Source organism: Microbispora sp. H10830 (assembly GCF_014161375.1).
In the GTDB taxonomy this organism is placed as follows: Bacteria; Actinomycetota; Actinomycetes; order Streptosporangiales; family Streptosporangiaceae; genus Microbispora; species Microbispora catharanthi.
In genome coordinates this window covers 84,451-108,628 of the sequence record NZ_JABBWX010000021.1, presented here as the reverse complement: position 1 = coordinate 108,628, position 24,178 = coordinate 84,451, and the positions used below count along the sequence as shown (strand labels likewise).

General features: G+C 72.4%; 22 protein-coding genes and 1 riboswitch. Of the genes, 7 read left to right on the top strand and 15 right to left on the bottom strand.

Features of this window, described 5'->3' with window-relative positions:
• Positions 1-59 precede the first annotated feature (59 nt).
• The 3 genes from HHX35_RS37380 to HHX35_RS37370 are packed head-to-tail and all read left to right on the top strand — an operon-like array spanning position 60 to position 4,169.
• Positions 60-650 (top strand): NADPH-dependent FMN reductase, encoded by a 591-nt coding sequence (locus HHX35_RS37380; protein WP_182903334.1) that lies wholly within the window; start codon positions 60-62, stop codon positions 648-650.
• Position 651: 1 nt separating this feature from the next.
• Complete coding sequence (locus HHX35_RS37375) at positions 652-2,394, top strand: ABC transporter ATP-binding protein (protein WP_182903333.1); 1,743 nt, start codon at positions 652-654, stop codon at positions 2,392-2,394.
• The gene (locus tag HHX35_RS37370; protein WP_182903332.1) at positions 2,391-4,169 is read left to right on the top strand and encodes an ABC transporter ATP-binding protein; all 1,779 of its coding nucleotides are present in this window, start codon (positions 2,391-2,393) and stop codon (positions 4,167-4,169) included. The genes HHX35_RS37375 and HHX35_RS37370 overlap by 4 nt, the downstream gene beginning before the upstream one ends.
• A gap of 26 nt (positions 4,170-4,195) precedes the next feature.
• On the opposite strand, the gene HHX35_RS37365 is transcribed toward HHX35_RS37370, so the two are convergent.
• The 7 genes from HHX35_RS37365 to HHX35_RS37335 all read right to left on the bottom strand — a co-directional run bounded on the left by HHX35_RS37365 (position 4,196) and on the right by HHX35_RS37335 (position 9,782).
• Positions 4,196-4,942: an SDR family NAD(P)-dependent oxidoreductase gene (locus HHX35_RS37365; protein WP_182903331.1), complete on the bottom strand. Its 747-nt coding sequence runs from the start codon at positions 4,940-4,942 to the stop codon at positions 4,196-4,198.
• Positions 4,942-6,423: an FAD-dependent oxidoreductase gene (locus tag HHX35_RS37360; protein ID WP_182903330.1), complete on the bottom strand. Its 1,482-nt coding sequence runs from the start codon at positions 6,421-6,423 to the stop codon at positions 4,942-4,944. The genes HHX35_RS37365 and HHX35_RS37360 overlap by 1 nt, the downstream gene beginning before the upstream one ends.
• A gap of 11 nt (positions 6,424-6,434) precedes the next feature.
• On the bottom strand, positions 6,435-7,349 hold the full coding sequence (locus tag HHX35_RS44910) for a VOC family protein (RefSeq protein WP_182903329.1): 915 nt from the start codon (positions 7,347-7,349) through the stop codon (positions 6,435-6,437).
• Between the two features lie 249 nt (positions 7,350-7,598).
• Positions 7,599-7,937, bottom strand: a complete 339-nt coding sequence (locus HHX35_RS37350) for a TraR/DksA family transcriptional regulator (RefSeq protein WP_182903328.1) — start codon at positions 7,935-7,937, stop codon at positions 7,599-7,601.
• Positions 7,924-8,754, bottom strand: coding sequence for a rod shape-determining protein (locus HHX35_RS37345; protein WP_182903327.1), 831 nt, complete (start codon positions 8,752-8,754; stop codon positions 7,924-7,926). Before HHX35_RS37345 ends, HHX35_RS37350 begins: the two co-directional genes overlap by 14 nt.
• Positions 8,751-9,071 carry a TraR/DksA C4-type zinc finger protein gene (locus HHX35_RS37340; protein ID WP_182903326.1) on the bottom strand — a complete coding sequence of 107 codons (321 nt, stop codon included), beginning with the start codon at positions 9,069-9,071 and terminating at the stop codon, positions 8,751-8,753. The genes HHX35_RS37345 and HHX35_RS37340 overlap by 4 nt, the downstream gene beginning before the upstream one ends.
• Before the next feature lie 339 nt (positions 9,072-9,410).
• The gene (locus HHX35_RS37335; RefSeq protein ID WP_182903325.1) at positions 9,411-9,782 is read right to left on the bottom strand and encodes a hypothetical protein; all 372 of its coding nucleotides are present in this window, start codon (positions 9,780-9,782) and stop codon (positions 9,411-9,413) included.
• A 238-nt stretch (positions 9,783-10,020) separates the two neighbouring features.
• On the opposite strand from HHX35_RS37335, the gene HHX35_RS37330 reads away from it, so the two are divergent.
• On the top strand, positions 10,021-10,494 hold the full coding sequence (locus tag HHX35_RS37330) for a hypothetical protein (RefSeq protein ID WP_182903324.1): 474 nt from the start codon (positions 10,021-10,023) through the stop codon (positions 10,492-10,494).
• A 33-nt stretch (positions 10,495-10,527) separates the two neighbouring features.
• On the top strand, positions 10,528-12,774 hold the full coding sequence (gene secD / locus HHX35_RS37325; protein ID WP_182903323.1) for a protein translocase subunit SecD: 2,247 nt from the start codon (positions 10,528-10,530) through the stop codon (positions 12,772-12,774).
• Between the two features lie 60 nt (positions 12,775-12,834).
• On the opposite strand, the gene HHX35_RS37320 is transcribed toward secD, so the two are convergent.
• Positions 12,835-13,557, bottom strand: a complete 723-nt coding sequence (locus HHX35_RS37320; protein ID WP_182903322.1) for a glycoside hydrolase family 25 protein — start codon at positions 13,555-13,557, stop codon at positions 12,835-12,837.
• Between the two features lie 12 nt (positions 13,558-13,569).
• Positions 13,570-13,716: riboswitch (cyclic di-AMP (ydaO/yuaA leader) on the bottom strand.
• A 355-nt stretch (positions 13,717-14,071) separates the two neighbouring features.
• On the opposite strand from HHX35_RS37320, the gene uppS reads away from it, so the two are divergent.
• A complete protein-coding gene (gene uppS, locus HHX35_RS37315) occupies positions 14,072-14,797 on the top strand; it encodes a polyprenyl diphosphate synthase (RefSeq protein ID WP_182903321.1) in 726 nt (241 codons plus the stop codon).
• A complete protein-coding gene (locus HHX35_RS37310) occupies positions 14,794-16,254 on the top strand; it encodes an oxygenase MpaB family protein (RefSeq protein ID WP_220506323.1) in 1,461 nt (486 codons plus the stop codon). The genes uppS and HHX35_RS37310 overlap by 4 nt, the downstream gene beginning before the upstream one ends.
• 45 nt (positions 16,255-16,299) lie before the next feature.
• Here the strand turns inward: HHX35_RS37310 and HHX35_RS37305 are convergent, their stop codons facing one another.
• The 7 genes from HHX35_RS37305 to HHX35_RS37275 form a co-directional block, all read right to left on the bottom strand.
• Positions 16,300-17,484: an acyl-CoA dehydrogenase family protein gene (locus HHX35_RS37305; protein ID WP_182903319.1), complete on the bottom strand. Its 1,185-nt coding sequence runs from the start codon at positions 17,482-17,484 to the stop codon at positions 16,300-16,302.
• 8 nt (positions 17,485-17,492) lie between these two features.
• Entirely contained in the window at positions 17,493-18,515 is a 1,023-nt protein-coding gene (gene dmpG / locus HHX35_RS37300; protein ID WP_182903318.1) for a 4-hydroxy-2-oxovalerate aldolase, read from the bottom strand.
• An 11-nt stretch (positions 18,516-18,526) separates the two neighbouring features.
• Entirely contained in the window at positions 18,527-19,420 is an 894-nt protein-coding gene (locus HHX35_RS37295; protein ID WP_182903317.1) for an acetaldehyde dehydrogenase (acetylating), read from the bottom strand.
• 10 nt (positions 19,421-19,430) lie between these two features.
• Positions 19,431-20,234 (bottom strand): 2-keto-4-pentenoate hydratase, encoded by an 804-nt coding sequence (locus HHX35_RS37290; RefSeq protein WP_182903316.1) that lies wholly within the window; start codon positions 20,232-20,234, stop codon positions 19,431-19,433.
• A 130-nt stretch (positions 20,235-20,364) separates the two neighbouring features.
• Positions 20,365-21,432 carry a ferredoxin--NADP reductase gene (locus HHX35_RS44905; RefSeq protein WP_310739561.1) on the bottom strand — a complete coding sequence of 356 codons (1,068 nt, stop codon included), beginning with the start codon at positions 21,430-21,432 and terminating at the stop codon, positions 20,365-20,367.
• Entirely contained in the window at positions 21,429-23,102 is a 1,674-nt protein-coding gene (locus HHX35_RS37280; protein ID WP_310739560.1) for an FAD-binding protein, read from the bottom strand. Before HHX35_RS37280 ends, HHX35_RS44905 begins: the two co-directional genes overlap by 4 nt.
• Positions 23,099-23,965, bottom strand: coding sequence for an alpha/beta fold hydrolase (locus HHX35_RS37275; RefSeq protein WP_182903314.1), 867 nt, complete (start codon positions 23,963-23,965; stop codon positions 23,099-23,101). The genes HHX35_RS37280 and HHX35_RS37275 overlap by 4 nt, the downstream gene beginning before the upstream one ends.
• Positions 23,966-24,178: the final 213 nt, after the last annotated feature.

Here is a 24,178-nt window from a genome sequence, read left to right as displayed (position 1 = left end):
ACGCCTCTGCGCGTACGGTGTACTCGTTGCGTACGGCGTACTCACCTCGTGGAGGAACCATGTCCGGGGAAAACCGGCTCAATGTGGCGATGATCATCGGTAGCGTCCGGGACGGGAGGGTGGCGCCCCTCGTCGCGAACTGGTTCGCCGGTCAGGCGGAGCGGCGCGACGACGTCGCGCTCGACGTGATCGACCTGGCCGAGACCCGGCTCCCCGACGGGCTGCGCGGGCACTTCGGCGGCGACAAGCCCGAGGAGGTGGCCGGGCTGCGGCCCCGGGTGGAGGCGGCGGACGCCTTCGTCGTCGTGACCCCGGAGTACAACCGCAGCTTCCCCGCCGCGCTCAAACTGATGATCGACAGCTACCACCGGGAGTGGGCGGCCAAGCCCGTCGGGTTCGTCTGCTACGGCGGCATGTCCAGCGGCCTGCGGGCCGTCGAGCAGCTCCGGCTGGTCTTCGCCGAGCTGCACGCGGTGACGATCCGCGACTCCGTCGCCTTCCAGAGCCCCTGGACGCTGTTCGACGCGGAGGGGAACTGGCCGAAGGACCCCGCGGGCCCGGAGGGCGCCGCCAAGGTCATGCTCGACGAGCTCGTCTGGTTCGGCCGGGCCCTGCGCGACGCGCGGGCGGCACGTCCGTACGGGGGCTGAGATGGGCTCCCTGCTCCGCTCCAGCCTGCGTTCCCGTCGCGGCACCGTCTCCCTGATCGCCGTGCTCCAGATCACGCAGGCGCTCGCCGCCCTCCTGCTGCCCACGTTCAACGCCACGCTCATCGACGACGGCGTGCTGCGCGGCGACACCGGGCTGATCCTGCGTCTGGGCGGCGTCATGGTGGCCGGGACGCTGGCACAGGTCCTGTGCTCGGCCGTGGTGGGAGCCCTCGCCGCCAGGACCGCCGCCGCCGTCGGTCACGACCTGCGCGCGGCCGTCTACGCGAAGGTCCAGTCGTTCTCCTCTCGCGAGGTGGGCCGCTTCGGGGTGCCGTCCCTGATCACCCGCACGGTCGGCGACGTGCAGCAGGTGCAGACGCTGGTCTTCATGGGGCTGACCGGCCTGGCCGCCACGCCCATGATCTTCCTCGGCGGGGTGGTCATGGCGCTGCGGCAGGACCTGCGCCTGTCCACGCTGCTGCTGGTCGCGCTGCCCGCGCTGTCGGCCGTCCTGTGGGTGATCCTGCACCGGCTCACCCCGCTGTCGCAGGCGACGCAGCGCGGCGTCGACCAGGTCAACCGGCTGGTGCGCGAGCAGATCGCCGGAGTCCGGGTCGTCCGGGCGTTCGCCGCCGAGGATCGTGAACGCGCCAGGTTCGCCGAGGCCAACGGCGCGCTGATGGGCTTCGCCGTACGCGCCGCGCGGCTGACGACCGTGATGTATCCCGCCGGGATGCTGATCGGCAACCTGTGCGGCGTGGCGGTGGTCTGGTACGGCGGGCACCTCGTCGACGACGGCGTCACGCAGGTGGGCTCGCTGGTGGCGTTCCTCAACTACCTCGCCGTGATCCTGGGCTCCGCCCTGCTCGCTACCTTCACCGTCCTGGCCGCGCCGCGCGCCCGGGTCTCCGCCCTCCGGGTGCGCGAGGTGCTGGAGACCGGGACGGAACCGGACGCGTCGCCGGCCGGCATCGATCCGACCTGGCGGGGCCGGATGTGGAAGGGCGAGGTCGAGGTCCGCGACGCGCACATGCGCTATCCGGGGGCCGAAGAGCCGGTGCTGCGGGGGGTGAACCTCCTCGTCCGCCCGGGCGAGACCGTCGCGGTCGTCGGCTCCACCGGCTCGGGCAAGACGACCCTGCTCACCCTCGTGGCCCGGCTGCTCGATCCGACCGGCGGGCGGGTGCTCCTCGACGGGACGGACGTCGCGTCGCTGCCCCCGGAGGAGACGGCCGGAGTCGTCGGGCTGGTGCCGCAACGGCCCTACCTGTTCTCCGGCACCATCGCCGGCAACCTCCGGTACGGCAGGCCCGAGGCGACGGACGCCGAGTTGTGGCACGCACTGGAGGTCGCACAGGCGCGCGACTTCGTGGAGGCGCTGCCGGAGGGCCTGGACACGCCGCTCGGGCAGGGGGGCGCGGCGCTGTCCGGCGGCCAGCGGCAGCGCCTGACGGTGGCGCGGGCCCTGGTCGCCCGTCCCCGGGTGCTGCTGCTGGACGACCCGTTCTCCGCGCTCGACCCGGTCACCGAGCGGGGGCTCGCCGACGCGCTGGCGCGGGAGACCCGCGACGTCGCCGTCGTCCTGGTCGCGCAGCGGATCTCCTCGACGCGGCACGCCGACCGGCTGGTGGTGCTCGACGAGGGCCGCGTCGCCGGATCCGGAACCCACGAGGAGCTGATGGCCTCGTGCCCCGCCTACCGAGAGATCGTGTTCTCCCAGACAGGCCAGGAGGTGGCCGCATGACAGCCCGTAAACGAGGCGCCGTCCGGCGTCTGATGGAGACGGCCCGCCCCGAACTCCCGCTCGCTGTGGCCGCCCTGGCCTGCGCGGCGGCGGCCGTGGCCCTGACCGTGGCGGTCCCCCGGCTGCTCGGCGCGGCCACCGACCTGGTGCTGTCGGCCGTGTCCGGGCACCGCCGGGTGGACTTCGCCGCGACCGGCCGGGTCCTGCTGGGCGCCCTCGCCTGCTATCTGGCCGCGTTCCTCCTCTCCTTCGCCCAGCAGCGGACGACCGCGACCATCGCGCAGCGGCTGGTCTTCCGGCTGCGGGAGCGGACCCAGGCCAAGCTCGCGCGGCTGCCGCTGGCCTACTTCGACGGGCGGCAGCGGGGCGATGTGCTCTCACGCGCCACCAACGACGTCGACAACGTCGGCCAGACGCTGCAGCAGGTGCTCAGCGTGGCGGTCACCGCGCTGCTCTCGCTCGTCGGCGTGCTGGTGATGATGGTGTGGACCTCGCCGCTGCTCGCCCTGGTCTCGGTGGTCATGGTGCCGCTGTCCGTCGTGGCCGCCAGGGCGGTCGGCAGGCGGGCGCAGCCGAGATTCGCCGAGCAGTTCGCCGCCACGGGCCGGCTCAACGCCCACGTCGAGGAGACCTACACCGGGCACGCCCTGATCAGGGTCTTCGGCCGGCGGCGCCAGGCCGTACGGGAGTTCGGCGAGCGCAACGACGCCGTGTTCCGCGCGGGGTTCCGGGCGCAGCTGCTGTCCAGCCTGATCGGCCCGTCGATGTCGCTCGTCATGAACCTCAACTATGTGCTCGTCGCGGTGATCGGCGGCCTGCGGGTGGCGGCCGGCGCGCTGTCGGTCGGCGACGTGCAGGCGTTCATCCAGTACTGCCTGCAGTTCGGGCAGCCGGTCAACCAGGTCACGTCGATGTCCACCCTCCTGCAGTCGGTGCTCGCCTCGGCCGGGCGGATCTTCGAGCTGCTCGACGAGGACGAGGAGGAGCCCGTCGCCGACCCCGTCCGCCTTCCGGCCACGGCCACAGGGCGGGTGACGTTCGAGAACGTCTCGTTCCGGTACGCGCCGGATCGTCCCCTCATCGAGGACCTGTCCCTGGTCGCGGAGCCGGGGCAGACCGTCGCGATCGTGGGCCCGACCGGCGCGGGCAAGACCACGCTGATCAACCTGCTCATGCGCTTCTACGACGTCACAGGTGGGCGGATCACGGTGGACGGGGTGGACATCGCCCGGGTGCCCAGGCAGGAGCTGCGCGCCAGGATCGGCATGGTGCTGCAGGACACCTGGCTGCGGCACGGCACGATCGCCGACAACATCGCCTACGGCGCCGGCGACGTGCCGCGCGAGCGGATCGTCGAGGTGTCCAGGGCCACCGGCGTCGACCACCTCGTGCGCACGCTGCCCGACGGGTACGACACGGTGGTCGACGACGACGGCGAGGGGCTGAGCGCGGGCGAGCGCCAGCTCGTCACCATCGCCCGCGCGTTCCTGGCCGATCCCCCGATCCTGGTGCTCGACGAGGCCACCAGCGCGCTCGACACCCGTACGGAGGTGCTGGTGCAGCGGGCCATGACCTCGCTGCGGGACGGGCGCACCGGGTTCGTCATCGCGCACCGGCTGTCGACCATCAGGAACGCCGACCTGATCCTCGTGATGGACGACGGGCGGATCGTCGAGCAGGGCACGCACGACGAGCTGCTGGCGGCGGAAGGCGCCTACGCCCGCTTGTACCGTGCGCAACTCTCCGGGGCCCAACTCACCGGGGCCCAGCCCTGACCAGGCACGACAGGACGGGACGGCGGTCAGCTGTGCGAGCCGCCGTCCACGCGGACCTCGACGCCGTTGAGGTAGGCGCCGTCCGCCGAGGCCACGTACGCGATCGTCCCGGCGACGTCCTCCGGGCGGCCCGGCCTGCCCCAGAGGGGATAGGTGCGCGCGTACCAGGACGTGTCCACGCCGGCGAACGTCTCCCGGTTGGCCGTCAGCGGCGTGGCGACCCCGCCGGGCGAGACCGGGACGACGCGGATCCGCCGCGACGCCAGCTCGGCGGCGAGGCTGATCGAGAACGACAGCAGCGCCCCCTTCGACGCGGCGTAGCCGGTCATCCACGGGTGCGCCTTCGTCGCCGCGGTCGAGGTGACGTTCACGATGACCCCGGTGCGGTCCGGGATGTGCGGCAGCACCTCCCTGCAGAGCATGACCGGGGCGAACACGTTGACCGCGAAGATGTCCCGGTAGTCGTCCAGCCGCACCGACTCCATCGGGGTGACCCGCAGCACTCCGGCGACGTTGGCGAGCACGTCCACCCGGCCGAGGCGGGCGACGGCCGCGGCGGCGGCCGGCACCACCGCCTCCTCCCTCGCCAGATCCGCCTGATAGGGGACGAACCGGTCCGTGCCCGCCAGTTTTCCGGTCTCCTCGAGCCCGTCCTCGTCCCGGTCCACCGCGAACACCGTGGCGCCCTCGGCCAGCAGCCGTACGGCGGTCGCCCGCCCGATGCCCGACGCCGCCCCGGTGAGCAGCACGTTCTTGCCGTCGAACCGGTTCATCACGCCTCCTTGGCGACTGCGCGGCCGGCGCGGCGGCCGAAGAAGGTGCCGTCGCCGAGAGAGGTGCCGCTGACGTATCCCTCGCCGTGGATGCCGGAGGAGGCGCGTCCCGCGGCGTACAGGCCGGGGATCGGCCGGCCGGACTGGTTCAGCACCTCGCCGTCCACGGTCGTGCGCAGGCCTCCGAGCGTGAAGCCGGCGGCGCCGGTCCCCTTGCCCGCGCTGTCGCGGTCGCCCATGCCGAATCCCATGCGCGGATCGGCGGCGGCGAACGGGCCCTTCAGCGGGCGCAGCCACTTCGGGTCCTTGTGGAAGTAGGGGTCCTCGCCGCGCTCGGCGTGCCGGTTGTACACCGCGACGGTGTCCTCCAGCGCGCCCGGCGGCACGCCGAGCGACTCCTCCAGCTCGGCGAGGGTCTCGGCCACGAAGACCGGGCGCACGCCCCACAGGTCCCGCGCGGGGATGTCCTCGTAGCCCTCCTCGTCGACGATCGCCCAGTACGGCCCGGGCTGGTGCCGTACGGCGGCGACGCTGAACAGGCCGGGGTAGACGTCCTCGTTGATGAAGCGCCGGCCGAGCCCGTTGACGAGCATGCCGCGCACCAGCATCGCGGGCAGCGCGGTCATCGCGATCTCGACCTCTCCCATGCGGCGGGTGGCCGCGCCGAGCGCGGTGGCCATGCGGATGCCGCCGCCGTCGTCCAGGCCGTCGCTGACCTTGCCGTGCCCGAGCAGCACGGGGGCGTGGTCGGCGAGCATCTCCTCGTTGTCGACGAACCCGCCGGTCGTCAGCACCACTCCCCTGCGGGCGCGGTAGGTCACCTGCTCGCCGTACCGGCGGGCCACCACCCCGGCGACCCGGCCGTCGCCGTCGACCACGAGGTTGGTGGCGCGGGTGTCGGCGTGGCAGGCGGCTCCGGCCGCCCGCGCCGCCTCCACCAGCTTCTCCATCAGCAGCCGGCCGCCCCAGCTCTCGACGGCCGGGCGGTGGCCGCGCGGCACCGGCCGCGCCACGGTGGTGTACGGCCAGGCGTTCTCCCCCAGCCACATCAGGCCGTCGGTCGTCGGGGGCATCCAGCTCGGCGCGTCGAAGAACGACTCGTTGAACGGCACGCCCCTGGCCCGGAACCACTCGAAGTGCTCGACGCCGCCCTCGCAGTAGAGCCGCAGCTTCTCCTCGTCGGCGTGCGGGCCGAGCGCCGCCGTGAGGTAGGCGAACATGTTGCCCGGGTCGTCCTCGAACCCGCAGGCCCGCTGGATCGCGGTGCCGCCGCCGAGGTACAGCTCGCCGCCGGACATCGCGGACGAGCCGCCCGGCCCGCCCGCGCGCTCCAGCACCAGCACGTCCGCGCCGGCCGTGGCGGCCTCGTACGCGGCGGCCGCGCCGGCGCAGCCGAAACCGACGACGAGCACGTCGCACTCGTGGTCGAACGCGGCGACGGAGGCCGCGGGCACGGGCTCGACCGACGGCCGGGGAGTCATCGGCTGCCCGCTCACTTCTTCGGCACGAAGGTGGCCAGCGGCTCCGAGCCCGACCAGTCGTGACCCCAGTAGCTGTCGGCGGTGATCTCCTCGGCCGTGTAGTACGTCTCGTCGACGAGCATGCCCTCGGTGCCGTACTCGATGTCCCAGCCGCCGGGAGCGCGGACGTAGAAGGAGACCATCTTGTCGTTGGTGTGCCGGCCGAGGGTGGAGGAGATCGAGAAGCCCGACCCGCGCACCCGGTCGAGCGCCATGCCCACCGCGTCCAGGCTGTCCACCTCGACCATCAGGTGCACCAGACCAGGGTCGCCGGCGTACCCGGCGGGACAGACCGCGAGGCTGTGGTGGCGCTGGTTGACGCCCATGAAGCGCACCCGGCGGTACGGCGGCTTCCCGCCGCCCATCTTGATGGCGCCCCGGGGCAGGAAGCCGAGCACCTCGGTGTAGAAGGAGACCGTCTCGTCCATCGCGGTGGTCGGCACCACGACGTGGCCCATCCCCTGCGCGCCGGTCACGAAGCGCTGGCCCAGTCCGGTCACGACCGGGCTGTGGTCGAGCACGGGACCGAAGAAAACCTCGACGGGAACGCCCGCGGGGTCGGTGAAGGCGATGACCGCCTCGGCGTCGCGCTCGGCGGACTCCTCCTCCGCCAGCACCTTCACCGGTGTGCCGGACGCCTCGACGGCACGGCCGACGGCGGCGAGCGCGAACTGGTCGCGCACCTCCCAGCCGACCGCGAGCACCCGGTCGCTGTCGCCGGGCAGCACGACGAGGCGCGCACGGCGCTCGTCCATGCGCAGGTACAGACCGTCCGGGTCCGCACCGGACCCCTCGGCGAAGCCGAGCCCGTCGATGAGGAGTTCGCGCCAGCGCCCGATGTCACGCGTCTGGACCTTGAGGTAGCCGAGTCCTCGGATCTGCGTCACTTGTGCTCAATCCAATCTGCCGGTCGGGGGGCCGAGCGTCGATCCCACCGTGACAGACCCCACGCCCCGCCGCCCCGCCCCTCCCGCTGAGTGAGAGTCCCAGGCCGGCCGCACGGTCGTACGGCAGGTCGCCCTGGGACGGGAGCGAGCCGGGGCATCGGCCGGGCGACGGCGCGCGGGCGCGCCCGCTCCGCTCCCCTGCACCCGCTCCGCTCCCTGCGGGCGGTGGCGGAGCGGGCGCACCGGGCGTCAGCGGGCCTCGTGCCGCCGCTGGCAGGCGATGCAGTAACGGGCCATGGGCCGGATCTTCAGGCGGCCGAACGGGATGGCCGCGGTGCAGTCGGCGCACCGGCCGTAGCTTCCCTCCTCGATCCGCTCCAGCACCTTGCGCAGCTCGGCGACCGCCCGCTCGGTGGCGGCGACGTCGGCCAGCAGGGCGAGCCTGGCGGTGTCGTCGTTGCCGCCGTCGACGGCGGCCCGCAGGTCGCGCAGCTGCACCTCACGCCACTGGAGCTGCTCCTCCAGGTCGGCGCGCATCGCCTGCGTCTGCGGCTCGCTGATGGCGGTGAACTCGTCACTGGTGGTCATCGTCGACGTCCTTTCGTCCGATGGCAGAGGTGCCGGAAGTGCGGTGCTCGACCGTGGGCAGCAGGCAGGCCAGTCCTCTGACGGTCGCGTTGGCGGGATCGGCCGCGGGGCTGACGGTGATCCGCAGCTCCGCGCAGAGCTTGCGGGCCAGCTCCGGGTCGCGGGCGCCGCCGCCCGTGATCACCAGGCCCTGCTGCCGGGCGGTCGCCCGCAGGGCGGCGGGAACGCGCGCGATCAGGTCGGCGACCATCGCCACGACGCGTTCCCGCGCGTACGGCGGGCAGCCGGTGCCCTCCGCCGGGTCGCCCATCGCGACCTGTACGGCGCCCGCGTCGGCGATCTCGCCGGCGCGGATGACGACGGCCTCGGCGATCCCCGCCCCCGCGTCGAGCAGGAGCCGGGGCCTCGGGTCGGCGATGTCCACGCCGCAGCCGACCGCCGCGGCCAGCGGCTCCTCGACGATCGTCACCCGGCAGCGGGCGGCGCTGCTGACCGCCGCGTACGCGGCCCGCCGGTCGAGTCGCGAGGCCGCGACGGGCACGCCGACCAGGACGCGTTCCAGCGGCGGGTGCCGCTCGGACACGGCGTCGCCCAGCGCCGTGCGGACCAGCCGGGCGCAACCCGGCATGTCGGCGACCATGCCGTGCCGCACCGGCCAACGGCGCGCCCCCGGATCGCCGCACGCCGACGGCCGCTCCTTGATCGCCGTGCTGCCGGACAGCAGCAGCCGGGTCCGCGCGGTGCCGAGGTCGAGGGCCAGGGCCGTTCCCCCGCCTCTCCTCCCGCCGGCACCGGTCATGCCGGCCATGACCGTCATGCCGTCAACCGGGTCTCACCGGCGCAGGAGGCGCACTGCTGCACGTGCGGCGCGAGCCGGAGCCGGTCGAGCGGCAGGAACGCCTCACATCGGGTGCAGGTGCCGTAGAGGCCCCGATCCATCCGCTCCAGCGCCGCCTCGATCGCGGCGACGTCGAGACGCGCCTGCCGTACGCGCGCGGCGGACGGACGGGTCCGGGCCAGCTCGGTCCGGGCGGCGTGGAGCCGCTCCTCGAGCAGCATGCGCAGCTCGGACAGCTGCGCCGTGTACCGCCGGCACTCCTCCATGAGGAGTCGCGGCGACCTGATCTCTGCCATAAGCGGCATCACTCCAGGTGAGGGATGAGGTCGGCGCGCGAGCACGCGCGCCACCGACGCACCGATGCCGGTGCGAGAGACGAGTACGCGGGCGGGCCCGCGTGATGGTGGTCGAAGGCTCGGAAGGCGGCCCCGCGAAGCCGGGGCACGCGACGACCGCCGGCCCGGGCGGCTGGGGCGGGACGGCAGGGTGCGGGTGCGCGAAAGCGGTCACCGCGTCACCGGTCACGTCGCCGGTCGCCTGACGCGCCGGGCCGGCGTGGCCGGGGACGGGTCAGGCGCGCGACGACGAGGACCGGGACGGTGTCGCGGTTCCGGCGCGCTCCGAACGAGCTCGGGTCACCGGGCCTGTGGCGGGCTGCGCGAGCCGGCGGTGCGATGCCCGGTCTGTTGCGGGCTGAGGACGATGTCCTCGTGATGCCGGGCGTGCACCGGTGCGGAGACAGGAGCCGCCGGCGCCACCGCCGCGTTGCGCGGCCGGGACGGGAACGGCAGATGCTCGGGACCGGCGGCGCCCGTGGGCAGAGTCGCCGACTGCGGCGTCCACGCCCCCGGCGTCCACACCTCGGCGGCGGCCTGCGGCGTGCGCTGGGCGGGATCGCCGCCATACCAGGCGGGCGTGGAGGCGACCAGCGCGAGGCCAAGCATCAGCAGGCCCACCACCAACGTGAAGGCGGTGGACCCGCACGTGCCACGTCGTGAGGTCGCCATGAGACCGACCATAACCCACCTTCGCGAAACGGTCATCCGCGTTTCCCGTTGCCCGTTTCTCCCTATCGGTCCCTGCCCGATTTCCGCCATTTGTTGTGCGTACCCGCATCCCGGAGACGTTCCCGTCCGCCCGGGTGCGTTTTCCGTTCCCCCTTTCGCCGGGTAGGGCACGCGGCGCCCGCGCGCGGAACTCGCTACGGTGGCCGCAAGACCCGGGTTCGTGGGAGGGAGGGATGACGTGCGACGCAGGCTGACCGCCGCGGTGCTGCTCCTGCTGCACGCGATCTTCCTGACCTCCGGCGGCGTGCCGGCGTCCGCGTCCGCGCTGGGGACGCCGTATCGCGCCGCCCGCCTCCACATCGCCCATGCCGACGCCGGCCCTCACCACGCCGCGGACCGCCCGGCGGCGGAGGCGGGCGGCCTACGGCAGGCGGCCCGCGCCTGGTCTCCGGCGCGCGACGGCGCCAGGCTCACGGACCCGCGGATCTGCCCTCCCGCGCACGCGACGCGGCCGGCCCAGGGCGACCCGCCCCGGGTTCAGGCGGGCGCGAGCGGCCCCGGCGTGTCCGGCGGGCCGGTCGTGCTGCCCAACCCGGCGGCGCCGCGCGGCGGCACCCGGGTCACCCGGGCCGGGCCGCACCACGACGGCCCGCCCGCCCAGTGCCCGCGCCGGGCCGCCACCGCCCGCGCTCCTCCCTCCACCGCGTACTGAGACCTTTCCCGCTCGTACGCCTGTGGAGGCTTCATGTCCCGTGCGCCCCTGTGGCGTGCGGTGGCGGCGCTCGCCGTCATCGCGACCTCACTTCTGCTCGCCCTCACCATGGCCCCGCGCCTCGGCCTCGACCTGCGCGGCGGCACCCAGCTCGTCTTCGAGACGAAGGACTCCCCCACGGTCAAGGCGGACGCCGACGCCACCGACCGTGCCCTCGACGTGCTCCGGCGCAGGGCGGACGCCCTCGGAGTCGTCGATCCCACCCTGGTCCGCTCCGGCGAAAGGCGGATCATCGTCGAACTGCCCGGCGTGCTCGATCCGCGCGAGGCCGCCGCGGTCATCGGCAAGACCGCTCAGCTCAACTTCCACCCGGTGCTCGGTCCCGCCGAGGACGGCGACAAGGACGCGGTCGCCGACGAGAGCGGCCAGAAGCTGAAGCTCGGCCCGGTCGCCCTCAGCGGGGCCGGCGTCACCGACGCCGCCGCGCGCAGCGACCCCCAGATGGGTCCCGGCTGGTTCGTCACGATCGATTTCAAGGAGCCCGGCCCCTGGCGGGAGCTGACCGGGAAGGCGGCCTGCGCGCCGGTCGGCGACCACAAGCGCCGCGTCGCCATCGTCCTCGACGACGAGATCATCTCCTCGCCGCAGGTGGCCGACTCGGTGGCCTGCGACGCGGGGATCCCCGGCGGCACCACGCAGATCACCGGGTCGTTCACCCCGCAGGAGGCGCAGAACCTGGCGGTGCTGATCAAGGGCGGCTCGCTTCCGGTGCCGCTGGATCTGGTCGAGCAGCGGACGGTCGGCCCGACCCTCGGCGCCGACGCCATCGCGGCGAGCGCCAAGGCCGGCCTCGTCGGGGTGATCCTGACCGCGGTGTTCATCGGCGTCGTCTACCGGCTGGTGGGCGTGCTCGCCGCGGTCGCGCTCGCCTGCTACGGCCTGATCTCGTACGCCGGGCTCGTGGCCATGGGAGCAACGCTCACACTGCCCGGCCTGGCCGGGTTCGTCCTGGCGATCGGCATGGCGGTGGACGCCAACGTGCTGGTTTTCGAACGGGCCAGGGAGGAGTACGGCGAGGCGCCCCGCCGGGGCCTCAAGGCGGCCCTCGACCGGGGCTTCAAGAACGCCTGGAGCGCGATCGCCGACTCCAACATCACCACCCTGCTCGCCGCGGGGCTGCTGTTCTGGCTCGCCTCCGGGCCGGTGAAGGGCTTCGGCGTGACACTGGCGATCGGCGTGCTCGCCTCGCTGGTCTCGGCGATGCTGATCACCCGGGTGCTCACCGCCGCCCTGATCGACAGGATCGGCCCCCGGGCGTCCGGCATCGGCTCTGTCGGCCGGGTCAGGACCTGGCTGACCCGGCGCGACCCGGACCTGATGCGCGGCAGGCGGCTGTGGCTCGCCGTCGCGGCCGGGCTGCTCGTGCTGGCGGGCGCCGGACTGGTCACCCGCGGGCTCGACTACGGCGTCGAGTTCACCGGCGGCCGGATCGTGGAGTTCGGCACGAGCAGGCCGGTCGACGTCGCCACGGCGAGGCAGGCGGTGGCGGACGCCGGGTTCCCCTCGGCCGTCGTGCAGCGGTCGGACGACGCGATCTCGGTGCGCACCGGGCAGATCAGCGCCGACGACGTGGTCCGTATGGAGGAGGCGCTCGACCGGCGCGTGGGCGAGGTCGCCAAGCAGCGTGACGAGCTCATCGGGCCGAGCCTCGGCGAGGAACTGCGCCGCAACGCACTCATCGCGCTCGGCGTCGCGCTCGCCGCGCAGCTCGTCTACCTGGCGTTCCGGTTCCGGTGGACGTTCGGCACGGCGGCGGTGGCGGCGCTGTTCGTGGACGCGGCCGTCGTCGTCGGAGCGTTCGCCTGGATGGGCAAGCCGATCGACGGAGTGTTCCTGGCCGCGATGCTCACGATCATCGGCTATTCGGTCAACGACAAGGTCGTGCTCTTCGACCGGGTGCGCGAGCTGTGGCCGGTGCGGCGCGGGGAGCCGTTCGGCCGGGTGGTGAACACCGCGATCCTGCAGACCGTGCCGCGCACCGTCAACACCGGGCTCGGTGCGCTGTTCATCCTGGCGGCGCTGGCGGTGTTCGGCGGCGACTCGCTGCGCGACTTCGCGGTCGCCCTGCTGATCGGCATCATCGTGGGGACGCTGTCGTCGTCGTTCGTGGCCGGGCCGGCGGCGATCGCGCTGGAGAGGCGCAACTCCCAGCCGCCCCCGGTCCCCGCCGCCCCGCGTGCCAGGCCCGCGCGGCGCGACGGCTCCGGCGCGGTGGTCTGACCGATCCGGTCGGCCGCCATGGGCCCAGGGGCGGGACGTCCCGCCCCTGGGCCCGCGCGGTCACGGCCGTCCGAGCGCGCGCAACTGGGCGGGCGTCAGCGCGGAGACGTTCTGGTCGATGGGCGAGTCGGTGTACTGGTGGATCGCCCAGGACTTCCAGTCGGCGGGCGGCGTGATGTCGCCCGGGGCCTTGCTGTAGTGGGCCACCCACAGGGGGTACTGGCCGAGGCCGCTGCCGTACTTCTCGGCGAAGTTCCAGCCGCTGTAGAACATCGGCCTGGTGCCGGTCTTGGCCGTCACGTACTCCAGCCAGGTCTTGGCCCACTTGTTGACCTGCTCGACGGACTCGCCGTCGGTGGCCTCCAGGTCGAGGACCAGGATGTCGCCGGGCTTGCTCGGCTGCGAGTTCACCACCTCGAGGAAGTGGTCCGCCTCGGCGATGGGGTCGTTGGAGGGATGGCCGAAGTGGTAGACGCCGCGGACGATGCCCTTCTTGGCCAGTTCCCGCCAGTGGCGGGGGAAGGACGAGTCGACCCAGGAGGTCCCCTCGGTGGCCTTGATGAAGCCGAACTGCGCGCGGCTGTTCATCCAGTCGTGGTCGGCCTCGTAGCCGGAGACGTCCTGGCCGTACGTGTGCGGGTTCGCGTAGGCCGGGGCGGGCAGGACGACGGCCGCCGTGACGGTGGCGGTGGCGGCCGAGACCGCGAGGGTCGCCGCCGCGAGGGCGGAGCGCAGGCGCCGGCGGGAGGGCCGGCTCCCGAGGGAGAGCCGATGGGTGGACATGACGGGGTTGACTCCTTGCTTCCATGCCGCCTACCGGGTTAGCTGACGGGTTCGGGCAGGAAGTGCCCTACGGGCGCATCTGGGGGCTGCGCACCGATTCACCCCGAAGAGAGAGTGGGTCCCCGGCTCCACATGACGTGGATTCGGCGGCCGCGCGATCACCGCGCGGTCCGGGCAACGACACGGCAAGGGAAATGGCGGTGGAAGTATGGCCGGTACCCATGCCGTGTGCCCTAAAGGTACACACACCACCAGAATGGTGTAAACAGGACAAAACGCGTCTTTACCTGGGCCGTTGCCGCCTCGGGCCGCCCCGCCGCCCGGGACGGCGGCGCGCGACCGAATCCCCACGAAGTAAGGGCTGTGATTACCAACGGTAAGTAGTCACTCTCTTACGCAGTGTGAAAGGGTCGTCGCCGAGGGGGTCCGGAGACCCCGCGACGGTCTCGGAAAGGGTTTGCATGGGAGTCTTCCGCCGCGTCCTCGCCGCCCGCGCAGCAGCTCTCACGGCCGGGTGAGAGGCATCCCTCGTCACGTGGCGTGCGTCATGGACGGGAACGGCCGGTGGGCCGCGCAGCGGTCGCTGCCCCGCACCGAGGGGCATCGGGCGGCCGAGACCGCGGTGATCGATGTCATCGAGGCGGCGCACACGGCCGGCGTCGAGTGGTTGAGCCTGTACGCCTTCTCCACCGAGAACTGGCGGCGCCCGGCCGCCGAGGTCGACATCCTGCTGCGGCTGGTGCGGCGCGCCATCCGCAAACACGCCCTGTCACTGCACACACGCGGGATCCGCTGCCGGTTCCTCGGGGTCACCGACCCGCGGATCCCGCCCGCGCTGGCCCGGGACATCGCCGACCTGATGGCGCTGACCCGCGACAACCGCCGGATGACGTTGACGGTCGCCTTCGACCACGGCGGCCGCCGCGACATCGTCGAGGCCGCCCGGTCGCTGATCCGCGACGGGGTGCCGGCCGAGCAGGTCACCGAGGAGAGTTTCGCCCGCCGTCTGCCCCACCCCGACATGCCCGAGGTGGACCTCGTCATCCGCACCTCCGGAGAACAGCGGATCTCCAACTTCATGCTCTGGCAGGTGGCGTACGCCGAATGGGTCTTCCCCCGGGTGCTGTGGCCGGACTTCCGGGCCGGGCACTTCTGGGAATGCCTGGAGGTCTACCGACGGCGCGACCGCCGGTTCGGCGCCGTACAGGCACCGGCCCCGAGAGGAAAGGGATGTCAATGAGCGACGCCGCAGCCGCCGGAACCGACGCCGATCCGCTCGGCCCGGGATCGATGCTCTACCAGTTGACCCGCCAGACGCGCTGGGGGCTGGTGGCGACCCGGGCCATCGTCCTGGAGGCCGCGCACCCGCAGATCGGCGCCGCGCTGATCACCAACTCGACCTTCGTCGCGCACCCGTGGCGTCGGCTGCGCAACACCGTGCTCAGCGCACAGCGGATGGTCGACCCCGACATACGCGTGCGGCAGCGGGAGGCGGCCCGGCTCAACCGCCTGCACGCGCGCATCACCGGCACCGACGCCGAGGGCCGCCCGTTCAACGCCGCGGATTCCGAGGCGCGCGCCTGGGTGGTGGCGACGCTGTTCGAGTCCGCGGTCACGATGTGCCGGTTGAGCGGCGAGTCCCTCGACGGCCCCGCCTTGGACCGGCTGTACGCCGAGTTCCAGTCGTTCCTCGCCCTGATGGACCCCTACGGCGGCAAGCTTCCGCCCACGCTGCGCGAGTTCTGGCGCTACTACGCGTCCGTCGTCGAGGAGCGGCTGGAGAACACCGAGGCGGTCCACGTCATCCTCGACCGCCTGTTCGCGCAGGTGCCCGCTCCCCCGCTGCTCCGCGACCGACCGGCCGTGTGGGCGGCGGGCAGGGCGCTCGCCGGTCCCGCGGCCACCGCGATCGTCGTGGCGTCGCTGCCCGAGTCGCTCCGCGCGCGACTGGGGCTCGCCGAGTTGCCGGGCACGCGCACGCTGATGCACGCCGCCTACCTGTCCACCAGGCTCGCGACGCGCCTGCTGCCGGAGGCGTGGACGCGGCTCGACACGGTCATGACCATGCTCGACCCGGCGTACGCCCCGCAGCGGAACGGCGACGCGCCGGCCGGGCCGCCCGTGCTGGAAGGGCTTCGCCGTGGTGTGTCGAAGGCGGGGGCGCTCCTGCGCCTCCTCACGCCCGATCCGGAGACGGCGACCGCCGGCGACTCGACGGTGCGCTCCGCCTCGCGGTTCTTCTCCGAGGTCCTGGACCAGACCGGCGACGGCCACCTCGACTGGCCCGACCTCGCCGCGATGGCCCGGGAGATCGCCACCCGCCTCGACCTGGACACCCAGGACGAGGACCGGCTGTTCGCCGCCTTCGCCGGCTGGTGGCGCGAGCTGCAGAAAGAGCTGGACACCGACGGCGACGGACGCATCACCGGCCACGAATACGCCGCGGCCACCGCCGCCATGGCCGGCTCCGCCCTCATCAGGATCGCCGAGGTCCTGTTCGACGTCACCGACACCGACGACGACCAGGTCATCGACGCGGCGGAGCACCGGGCGCTCTTCCGCACGGCGTTCGACCACGATCCGGGCGGCGACGCCGGCGAGCGACTGACCCGGGGCGAGTTCGTCCGCCGGTTCCTGGGCTTCATGGCGGGCCGCCGGCACTCAGGCGTCTACGACCAGATGTTCGCCCAGTCCTGACGGCATCGCCTCCGGCGCGCCGGCCGGCGCGAAGCGCGACCGACGTCAGATCATCGAGCGCATCGGCCCGTGCGGCGGCTCGATGCCGATCTGCGTCAGCGCGGAGACGTGGAAGACCGAGCCGGGCACGTGGATCGCGTGGGCCAGCCCGACGTGGGCGTCCCGCCAGAAGCGCTGGATCGGGTTGTCCACGCGCATCGCGTTGCCGCCCGACCGCGCCACGATCTCATCCATCGCGCGCACCGCGCGCCAGGCCGCCTGGACCTGGGTGCGGCGGCCCACGGCCCGCTCGTCGAAGGTCACCTCGCGGCCGGAGGCCACGATGTCGTACATCCGCGAGGCGTTGTCGAGCAGGGCCGCCCGCGCCGCCGCGATCTCGGCCGCCGCCTCGCTGATCGCGTACAGGACGTACGGGTCGTCCTTGATCCTGGTGCCGGTGATCTGCACGCGGCCCTTCTGGTACGCCATGTGGTGCGCGAGCGCGCCCTCGGCGATCCCGATGACCGAGGCGGTGATGCCGAGCGGGAACGCCGCGGAGAACGGCAGGTGGTAGAGCGGGTTGGTCAGCCCGGCCTCCTTGGCCTGGCTGCCGTCCACGACCTTGTTGTACGGGATGACCCGGTAGTCGGGGACGAACGCGTCCTTGACGATGATGTCCTTGCTGCCGGTGCCGCGCAGGCCGACGACGTTCCAGGAGTCCTCGACGATCTCGTAGTCGGACCTGGGCAGGATGAGGTGCAGCGAGACCGGAGGCTGGGCCATCTTGCCCTCGGCGTCGCCGAGCATGCCGCCGAGGAAGATCCAGTCGCAGTGGTCGGTGCCCGAGGAGAACTGCCAGCGGCCGTTGAAGACGTAGCCTCCGTCGACCGGCCGGGCGATGCCCATCGGCGCGTACGGCGAGGCGATCCAGGTGTCCTGGTTCTCGCCCCAGATCTCCTGCTGGACGCGGGGGTCGGCGAACGCCATCTCCCAGGGATGCACGCCCACGACGCCCGCCACCCAGCCGGTCGATCCGTCGAGGCCGGCGATCTTCATGATCGTCTCGGCGTAGTCACGCGGGTGGAACTCGAAGCCGCCGTGGATCTTCGGCTGGAGCATCCGGATCACGCCCGCCTCCCGCAGCACCTTGGCCGCGTGGTCGTCCAGCCGGCACAGCGCCTCGTTCGAGGGGCCGAGCGCGCTGATCTCGTCGGCCCGCTGTGTGATCGCTTCGAGTACCGGGTTGGCCATTGCTTTTCTCACTTCTTCGCCGCGAGGGCGACTGCGATTTCGATGAGCTGGTCTTCCTGTCCGCCGATGAGCTTGCGGCGTCCGGCCTCCATGAGGATCTCGGCGCCGGACACGCCGTACTTCCTCGCCTGACGGTCGGCGTGCTTGAGGAAGCTGGAGTAGACGCCCGCGTAGCCCATCGTCAGGGTCAGCCGGTCGAGCAGGCACTCGCCGTCCATGATCGGGCGGACCACGTCCTCGGCGGCGTCGATGATCTTGAGGGTGTCGATGCCGGTGCGGATGCCGAGCTTGTCGGTGACGGCGGCGAAGGCCTCCAGCGGCGTGTTGCCGGCGCCGGCGCCGAACCGCCGCACCGAGCCGTCGATCTGCTTCGCCCCGGCCCGTACGGCGAGGATCGAGTTGGCCACCCCGAGCCCGAGGTTCTCGTGGCCGTGGAAGCCGACATGGGCGTCGTCCCCCAGCTCGGCCACGAGCGCGGCGATCCTGTCGCTCGTCTGCTCCATGATCAGCGCGCCGGCCGAGTCGACGACGTACACGCACTGGCAGCCGGCGTCGGCCATGATCCGGGCCTGCTCGGCCAGGACCTCAGGCGGCCGGCTGTGCGACATCATCAGGAACCCGACCGTCTCCAGGCCGAGCTCCCTGGCCAGCCCGAAGTGCTGGATCGAGACGTCGGCCTCGGTGCAGTGGGTGGCGATCCTGCAGATACTCGCGCCGTTGTCGGCGGCCTCGCGGATGTCGTCCTTGACGCCGACACCGGGCAGCATCAGGAACGCGATCTTCGCGCGCCTGGCCGTGGCCACCGCCGCCTTGATCAGCTCCTGCTCGGGAGTGTGGCTGAATCCGTAGTTGAACGACGAGCCGCCGAGCCCGTCGCCGTGCGTCACCTCGATGACCGGCACGCCCGCGTCGTCCAGCGCGGCCACGATCAACCGTACGTGCTCGACGGTGAACTGGTGCTGCTTGGCGTGCGAGCCGTCCCGCAGACACGAGTCGGTGACCCTGATGTCGAGGTCGGCGCTGTAGGGCATGGTCGATCTCCTTATGCGTGGATGCGCTGCGCGAAGCCCTCGCCGACCTTGGTGGCGGCGGCCGTCATGATGTCGAGGTTGCCGGAGTAGGGCGGCAGGAAGTCGCCCGCGCCCTCGACCTCGACGAACACCGCGACGCGGGCGAGCCCGCCGCTGACCGCCGTCGGGTCGTCGAATTGGGGCTCGGTCCGCAGCCGGTATCCGGGCACGTACGACGCGACCTCGGCGGCGATCTCCTTGATCGAGGCCGCGACGGCGTCCCGGTCGGCGTCGACGGGGATCGCGCAGAAGATCGTGTCCTGCATGAGCATCGGCGGCTCGGCCGGGTTGAGGATGATGATGGCCTTGCCCTTCGCGGCGCCGCCGATCGTCTCGATACCGCGCGCGGTCGTCTTGGTGAACTCGTCGATGTTGGCGCGGGTGCCGGGACCGGCCGACGGAGAGGCCACGCTGGCCACGATCTCCGCGTACGCGACCTCGGCGACCCGCGAGACGGCGTGGACGATCGGGATCGTCGCCTGGCCGCCGCAGGTGATCAGGCTGACGTTCGGGGCGTCGAGGTGGGCGCCGAGGTTGACCGCGGGCACCACGGCGGGCCCGAGCGCGGCCGGGGTCAGGTCGACCGCCTGGATGCCCAGCTCGCGATATTTCGGCGCGTTCTCCCTGTGCACGTACGCCGAGGTCGCCTCGAAGACGATGTCGGGCCGCTCGTCCTGCGCCAGGAGCCAGTCCACGCCCTCGGCCGAGGTGATCAGCCCCTTGTCGGCGGCCCGCTTCAGCCCGGGGCTGCCGGGGTCCACGCCGATCATCCAGCGCGGCTCGATGTGCGCCGAGCGCAGCAGCTTGTACATCAGGTCGGTCCCGATGTTGCCCGAGCCGACGATCGCGGCGGTCGCCTTACCCATGGAAGTCCTCTTATTCGAAGCGAGCGGACACGGAGCCGAGCCCGGCGAACTCGGCGCGGAAGACGTCGCCGGGGCGCACGTCCACGGCCCTGGTGCAGGACCCGGGGAGGACGACGTGCCCGGCCTCGAGCTTGACCCCGAACGAGGCGACCTTCCTGGCCAGCCAGGCCACTGCGGTGGTGGGGTTCCCGAGCACCGCGCTCGTGTTACCCCGGGTGATCTCGGTGCTGTCGTCGAAGGGGCCGTCACCGGAGTAGAGCACGGCCTCGATGTCGGCGAGATCGAGGCCTCTCGGGCTCACCCGGGCGGCGCCGAGGATCACCCCGGCCGAGGACGCGTTGTCGGCGATCGTGTCGGCCAGCCGGATCCGCCAGTCCGTGATGCGGCTGTCGATCAGCTCGATGCTCGGCACGACGTACTCGGTCGCGGCGAGCACGTCCTCCTCGGTGCAGCCCGCGCCGGGCAGGCTCGCTCCGAGGACGTAGCCGATCTCGACCTCGACGCGGGGGTAGCAGTATCGCCCCGCCTCGATCGGCTCGTCCTGCGACAGCACCATGTCGTCGAGCAGGTGGCCGTAGTCGGGCTCGTCCACGCCCATCATCCGCTGCATGACCGGGGAGGACAGGCCCACCTTGTGCCCGTACACGCGGGCCCCGGCGGCCAGACGCCTGCGGATGTTCGCGAGCTGGATCTCGTAGGCGTCCACGACGTCGATGTCCGGGTAGGTGTCGGTCAGAGGCTCGATCGGCGCCCGGTCCCGCTCGGCCGCCCGCAGCCGCCCGGCCGCGCCCGCTCGCAGCGCCTCGTCCAGCATCGGGTCCTCCCTCGTGTCCTACTGATGGTCAAAGGGTCGCGTCACGGCCGCCGCGCCGCCCGCCCGTCTCCCGCTGAGTGGGAGCGGGGCGGCCCGGCACCGGTGCCGGAGGCGCCGAAGCCGACATGGCTCAGCCGTCGTAGGTGACCTTGAGCCGGTCGCTCAGCGGGATCGCCTGGCAGGCCAGGATCAGGCCGTCGGCGAGGTCCTGCCTGTCGAGCACCGTGTTGTGCTCCAGCTCGACCTCACCCTCCAGCAGCACACAGGCGCACGCGCTGCACGAGCCCTCGCGGCAGGAGAACGGCGCGTCCAGGCCGGCCCGCAGCAGCACGTCGAGCAGCTTGTTGCCTCGCGGCCAGGCCAGGGTCCGCGTCTCGCCGTCGAGTTCGACCTCGACCGTGCTGGTGGGGCCCGCCGAGTCGAGCACCACCTCGGTCTCCGCGAACGGGTCGGTGGCCAGCGACTCGAACTTCTCGACGTGGACGCGCTCCGGCGGCGTCCCGTGCCGGGTCAGGACGTCGACGGCCAGGTCCATGAACGGCCCGGGGCCGCAGACGAACGCCTCCCGGCCGGCGTACGGCCGGGTCAGGCCGGCCAGGCCCGCCGCGGTCGGCAGGCCCTGCACCGACTCCAGCCAGTGGACGACCGTCAGCCGGTCGCCGTGCTCGGCGGCCAGCGCGACCAGCTCGTCCCGGAAGATCACCGAGCTCTCGTCCCGATTGGCGTAGACGAGCACGACCGCGCCGGTCCCGCCGCGCAGGCACGACTTGAGTATCGACATCACCGGCGTGACGCCGCTGCCGCCCGCGAGCAGCAGCAGGTCCTCGTCGAGCGAGGCGGGGGTGAACAACCCCGAGGGCCGCAGCACCTCAAGCACGTCGCCCTCCGCGACGTTGTCGCAGATCCAGTTGGACCCGTAGCCGCCCCGCGTGCGCTTCACCGTCACCTTGAGCTTGTCGTCGCACACCGGTGAACTGCTGAGCGAGTAGCAGCGCGCCGCACCCTCGGGCCGCGTGGTGGGCACCCGGATGGTCAGGAACTGGCCGGGTTTGTAGGCGAGCCTGGCCGCGTCTCCCCCGGCGGGTTCCAGCACGAGCGAGTGGGCGTCGGCGGTCTCGCGGATCACCTCCACCACCCGCACCCTGAGCGGTCCCGGCTGCGTCGTCTCGGCCGCGGTCGCCTCTGCCACTGCGGTCACGTCCTGGCCGTGCTCGTCGTACGCGCCCGCAGGGCCGCCTGCCGCGCGGCGATGTAGCCGAAGACGATGGACGGGCCGATCGTGGCCCCCGGGCCGGCGTACTCGTTGCCCATCACCGACGCCGAGGTGTTGCCCGTGGCGTACAGGCCCTCGATGGGCGCGCCGTCGGGCCGCAGCACCCGGCTGTGCTCGTCGCACACCAGGCCGCCCTTGGTGCCGAGGTCGCCGACCTCGAGGCGGAACGCGTAGTAGGGCGCCATGTCGAGCACGTCGATGTTGGGGTTCTTCAGCGTGGGGTCGCCGTAGTAGCGGTCGTAGGCGCTGTCGCCGCGGCCGAAGTCCAGGTCCTTGCCCGTGCGGGCGAAGCCGTTGAACCGCTCGACGGTCTCGGCCAGCGCGTCCGCCGGGACGCCGATCCTCTCCGCCAGTTGCGCGATCGTGCCGGCGCGGCACGCGATGCCCTGGTCGTAGAACTCCTGCGGAATCGGCATGCCCGGCAGGATCTGCGCGAACGGATAGCGCGCCCGCGCCTTGGCGTCCATCACGAACCAGGCCGGGACGTGTCCGCCGGCCAGTTGCTCGTGCACGAAGTTCACGTACGGCGCGGACTCGTTGGTGAACCGCCGCCCGTCCCCCGACACGATGACCGACGGCGGGATGGCCCGCTCGGACACCAGCGGGATCGTCGCCCCCGCTGGATGCCGTACGGCCGGCATCCACCAGGCGTCGTCCATCAGGTCGAGGGCGGCGCCGACGCGCTCACCGGCCAGGATGCCGTCACCGGTGTTCTCCTTGGCGCCCATGCCGAAGTCGGGCTTGGCGCCCTCCGGCAGATACCTCTCACGCAACTGCGCGTTGTGGTCGAAGCCGCCGGTCGCCAGCAGCACGCCGTACCGGCCGCGGACGCGGATCGTCCTGCCCTCGCGCCGGGCCACGATGCCGGTGACCACACCGTTGTCGTCGGTGACGAGATCGGTCATCGGCGTCTTCAGCCAGAGTGGAACGCCCGCGTCCTTGAGCGCCATCCGCAGCCGCGCGACCAGGGCGCGCCCGCCGGTGGCCATGTGACGGCGGCGGATCACGTTCGACGACACCCGCCAGGCCGCGACGACCGAGGCCCAGCGGCCACGCCAGGTGCGCTTGACCATGGCCAGGTCGTGATAGTCCTTCGCGGTGATCCACAGGCCGAGCGGGCCCTTCATGTTGTTCGGCCGCTGATACTTCTCGTCCTCGCCGAGCTTGCGGGTGTCGAACGGCAGGGCCTCGATCGACCGGCCGAGTGGCCGGCCTCCCTCGTACTCCGGGTGGTAGTCGGCGTAGCCCTTCACCCAGAAGAACCGCATCCACCTGCTCTTTCCGAGCAGTTCCATCGCCGCCGGGCCGTTGTCGACGTACGCGTCGAGCCGGGCGGCCGGGACACGGCCCCCGGTCAGCAGGTCGAGGTAGCGGCGGATCGACTCGCGGCTGTCGTCGTGCCCCCTGGCCCGCAGGGTCGGGTTGTTGGGGATCCAGATCCCGCCGCCGGAGATGCCGGTGCTGCCGCCGAACTTGGCACCCTTCTCGACCACGACGCACGACAGCCCGCTGTCGTGCGCGGTCAGCGCGGCGGCCATGCCTCCGCCGCCGCTGCCGACGACGACGAGGTCGAACTCCTCATCCCAGCTGGTCACCGCTCGTCCTTCCTGGTGAGGAAGGCCAGCACGACGCTCTCCCATGCGGCTTTCTGCTCGATCATCACCCAGTGGCCGCAGTTGGGGAACACATGGACCTCGACGTCCGGGATCGTCCGCATCGGCAGGAGCGCCATGTCGACGGGGCTGACCCGGTCGTCGCGGCCCCAGGTGATCAGCGTCCTGGCCTTCAGCTTGTGCAGCATGGCCCAGTAGGGCGGGGCGTCCGACTTCGCGGCGGCCTTCTGACCGGCGGCGAAGGCGGCCTTGCCGTACATCCGCCGCGCGGCGGCGAGCGTCTCCGGCTCGGTGGCCGGCGCCCAGCGCTCCTCGATCAGCTCCTCGGTGACGAGGGCCGGGTCGTACACCATGGAGTGCAGCCACTGGATGAGCCGCTCGCGGGTGGGCTCCTCGGTGAACTCCATCAGGAGCTTGATGCCCTCGCCCGGCGAGGGGCTGAAGATGTTGCGGCCCATGCCGCCGATGGTCACGAGGCGGCGGATCCGGTCGGGGTGGGCGAGCGCCACCTGCGTGCCCACGATCCCGCCCATCGAGTTCCCGATCACGTCGACCTGCTGGAGCCCGAGCCCGTCGAGGAAGCGGATCACCGCGCCGTTCGCGGCCGCCATCGGATGCTGGTCGGTCGGGTCGCTGACCCCGAATCCGGGGAATTCCAGCACCAGGCAGCGGAAGTGCTCGGCGAACGTCGCCAGGTTGCCGCGGTAGTTGCGCCAGCCGGTGACCCCGGGGCCCGAGCCGTGCAGAAGCAGCAGCGGCGGGCCCTGTCCGGCCTCGTGGTAGCGCAGCACGCCCTGATCGGTCGCGAGTTCCCGCAGGGTCGACTCGTAGGTCAGCTCCGTCATCGTCCGTCCCGAATCGCAGGAGTGTCGGATTCCGCGACGCTAACTGGACAGACGCCGCGAACAGGGCGATCATCCCGATGAGCGAGACCGGGGCGGGCGGCCCCGGTGACCTGCTCGGACCGTGACCCGCCCGTACGCGGCTTCCATTGACCGGGATCCCCGTGCGATCCGCCCACGAGGGGGTTTGTAAGTTCGTTACCTGAGGCACCGACA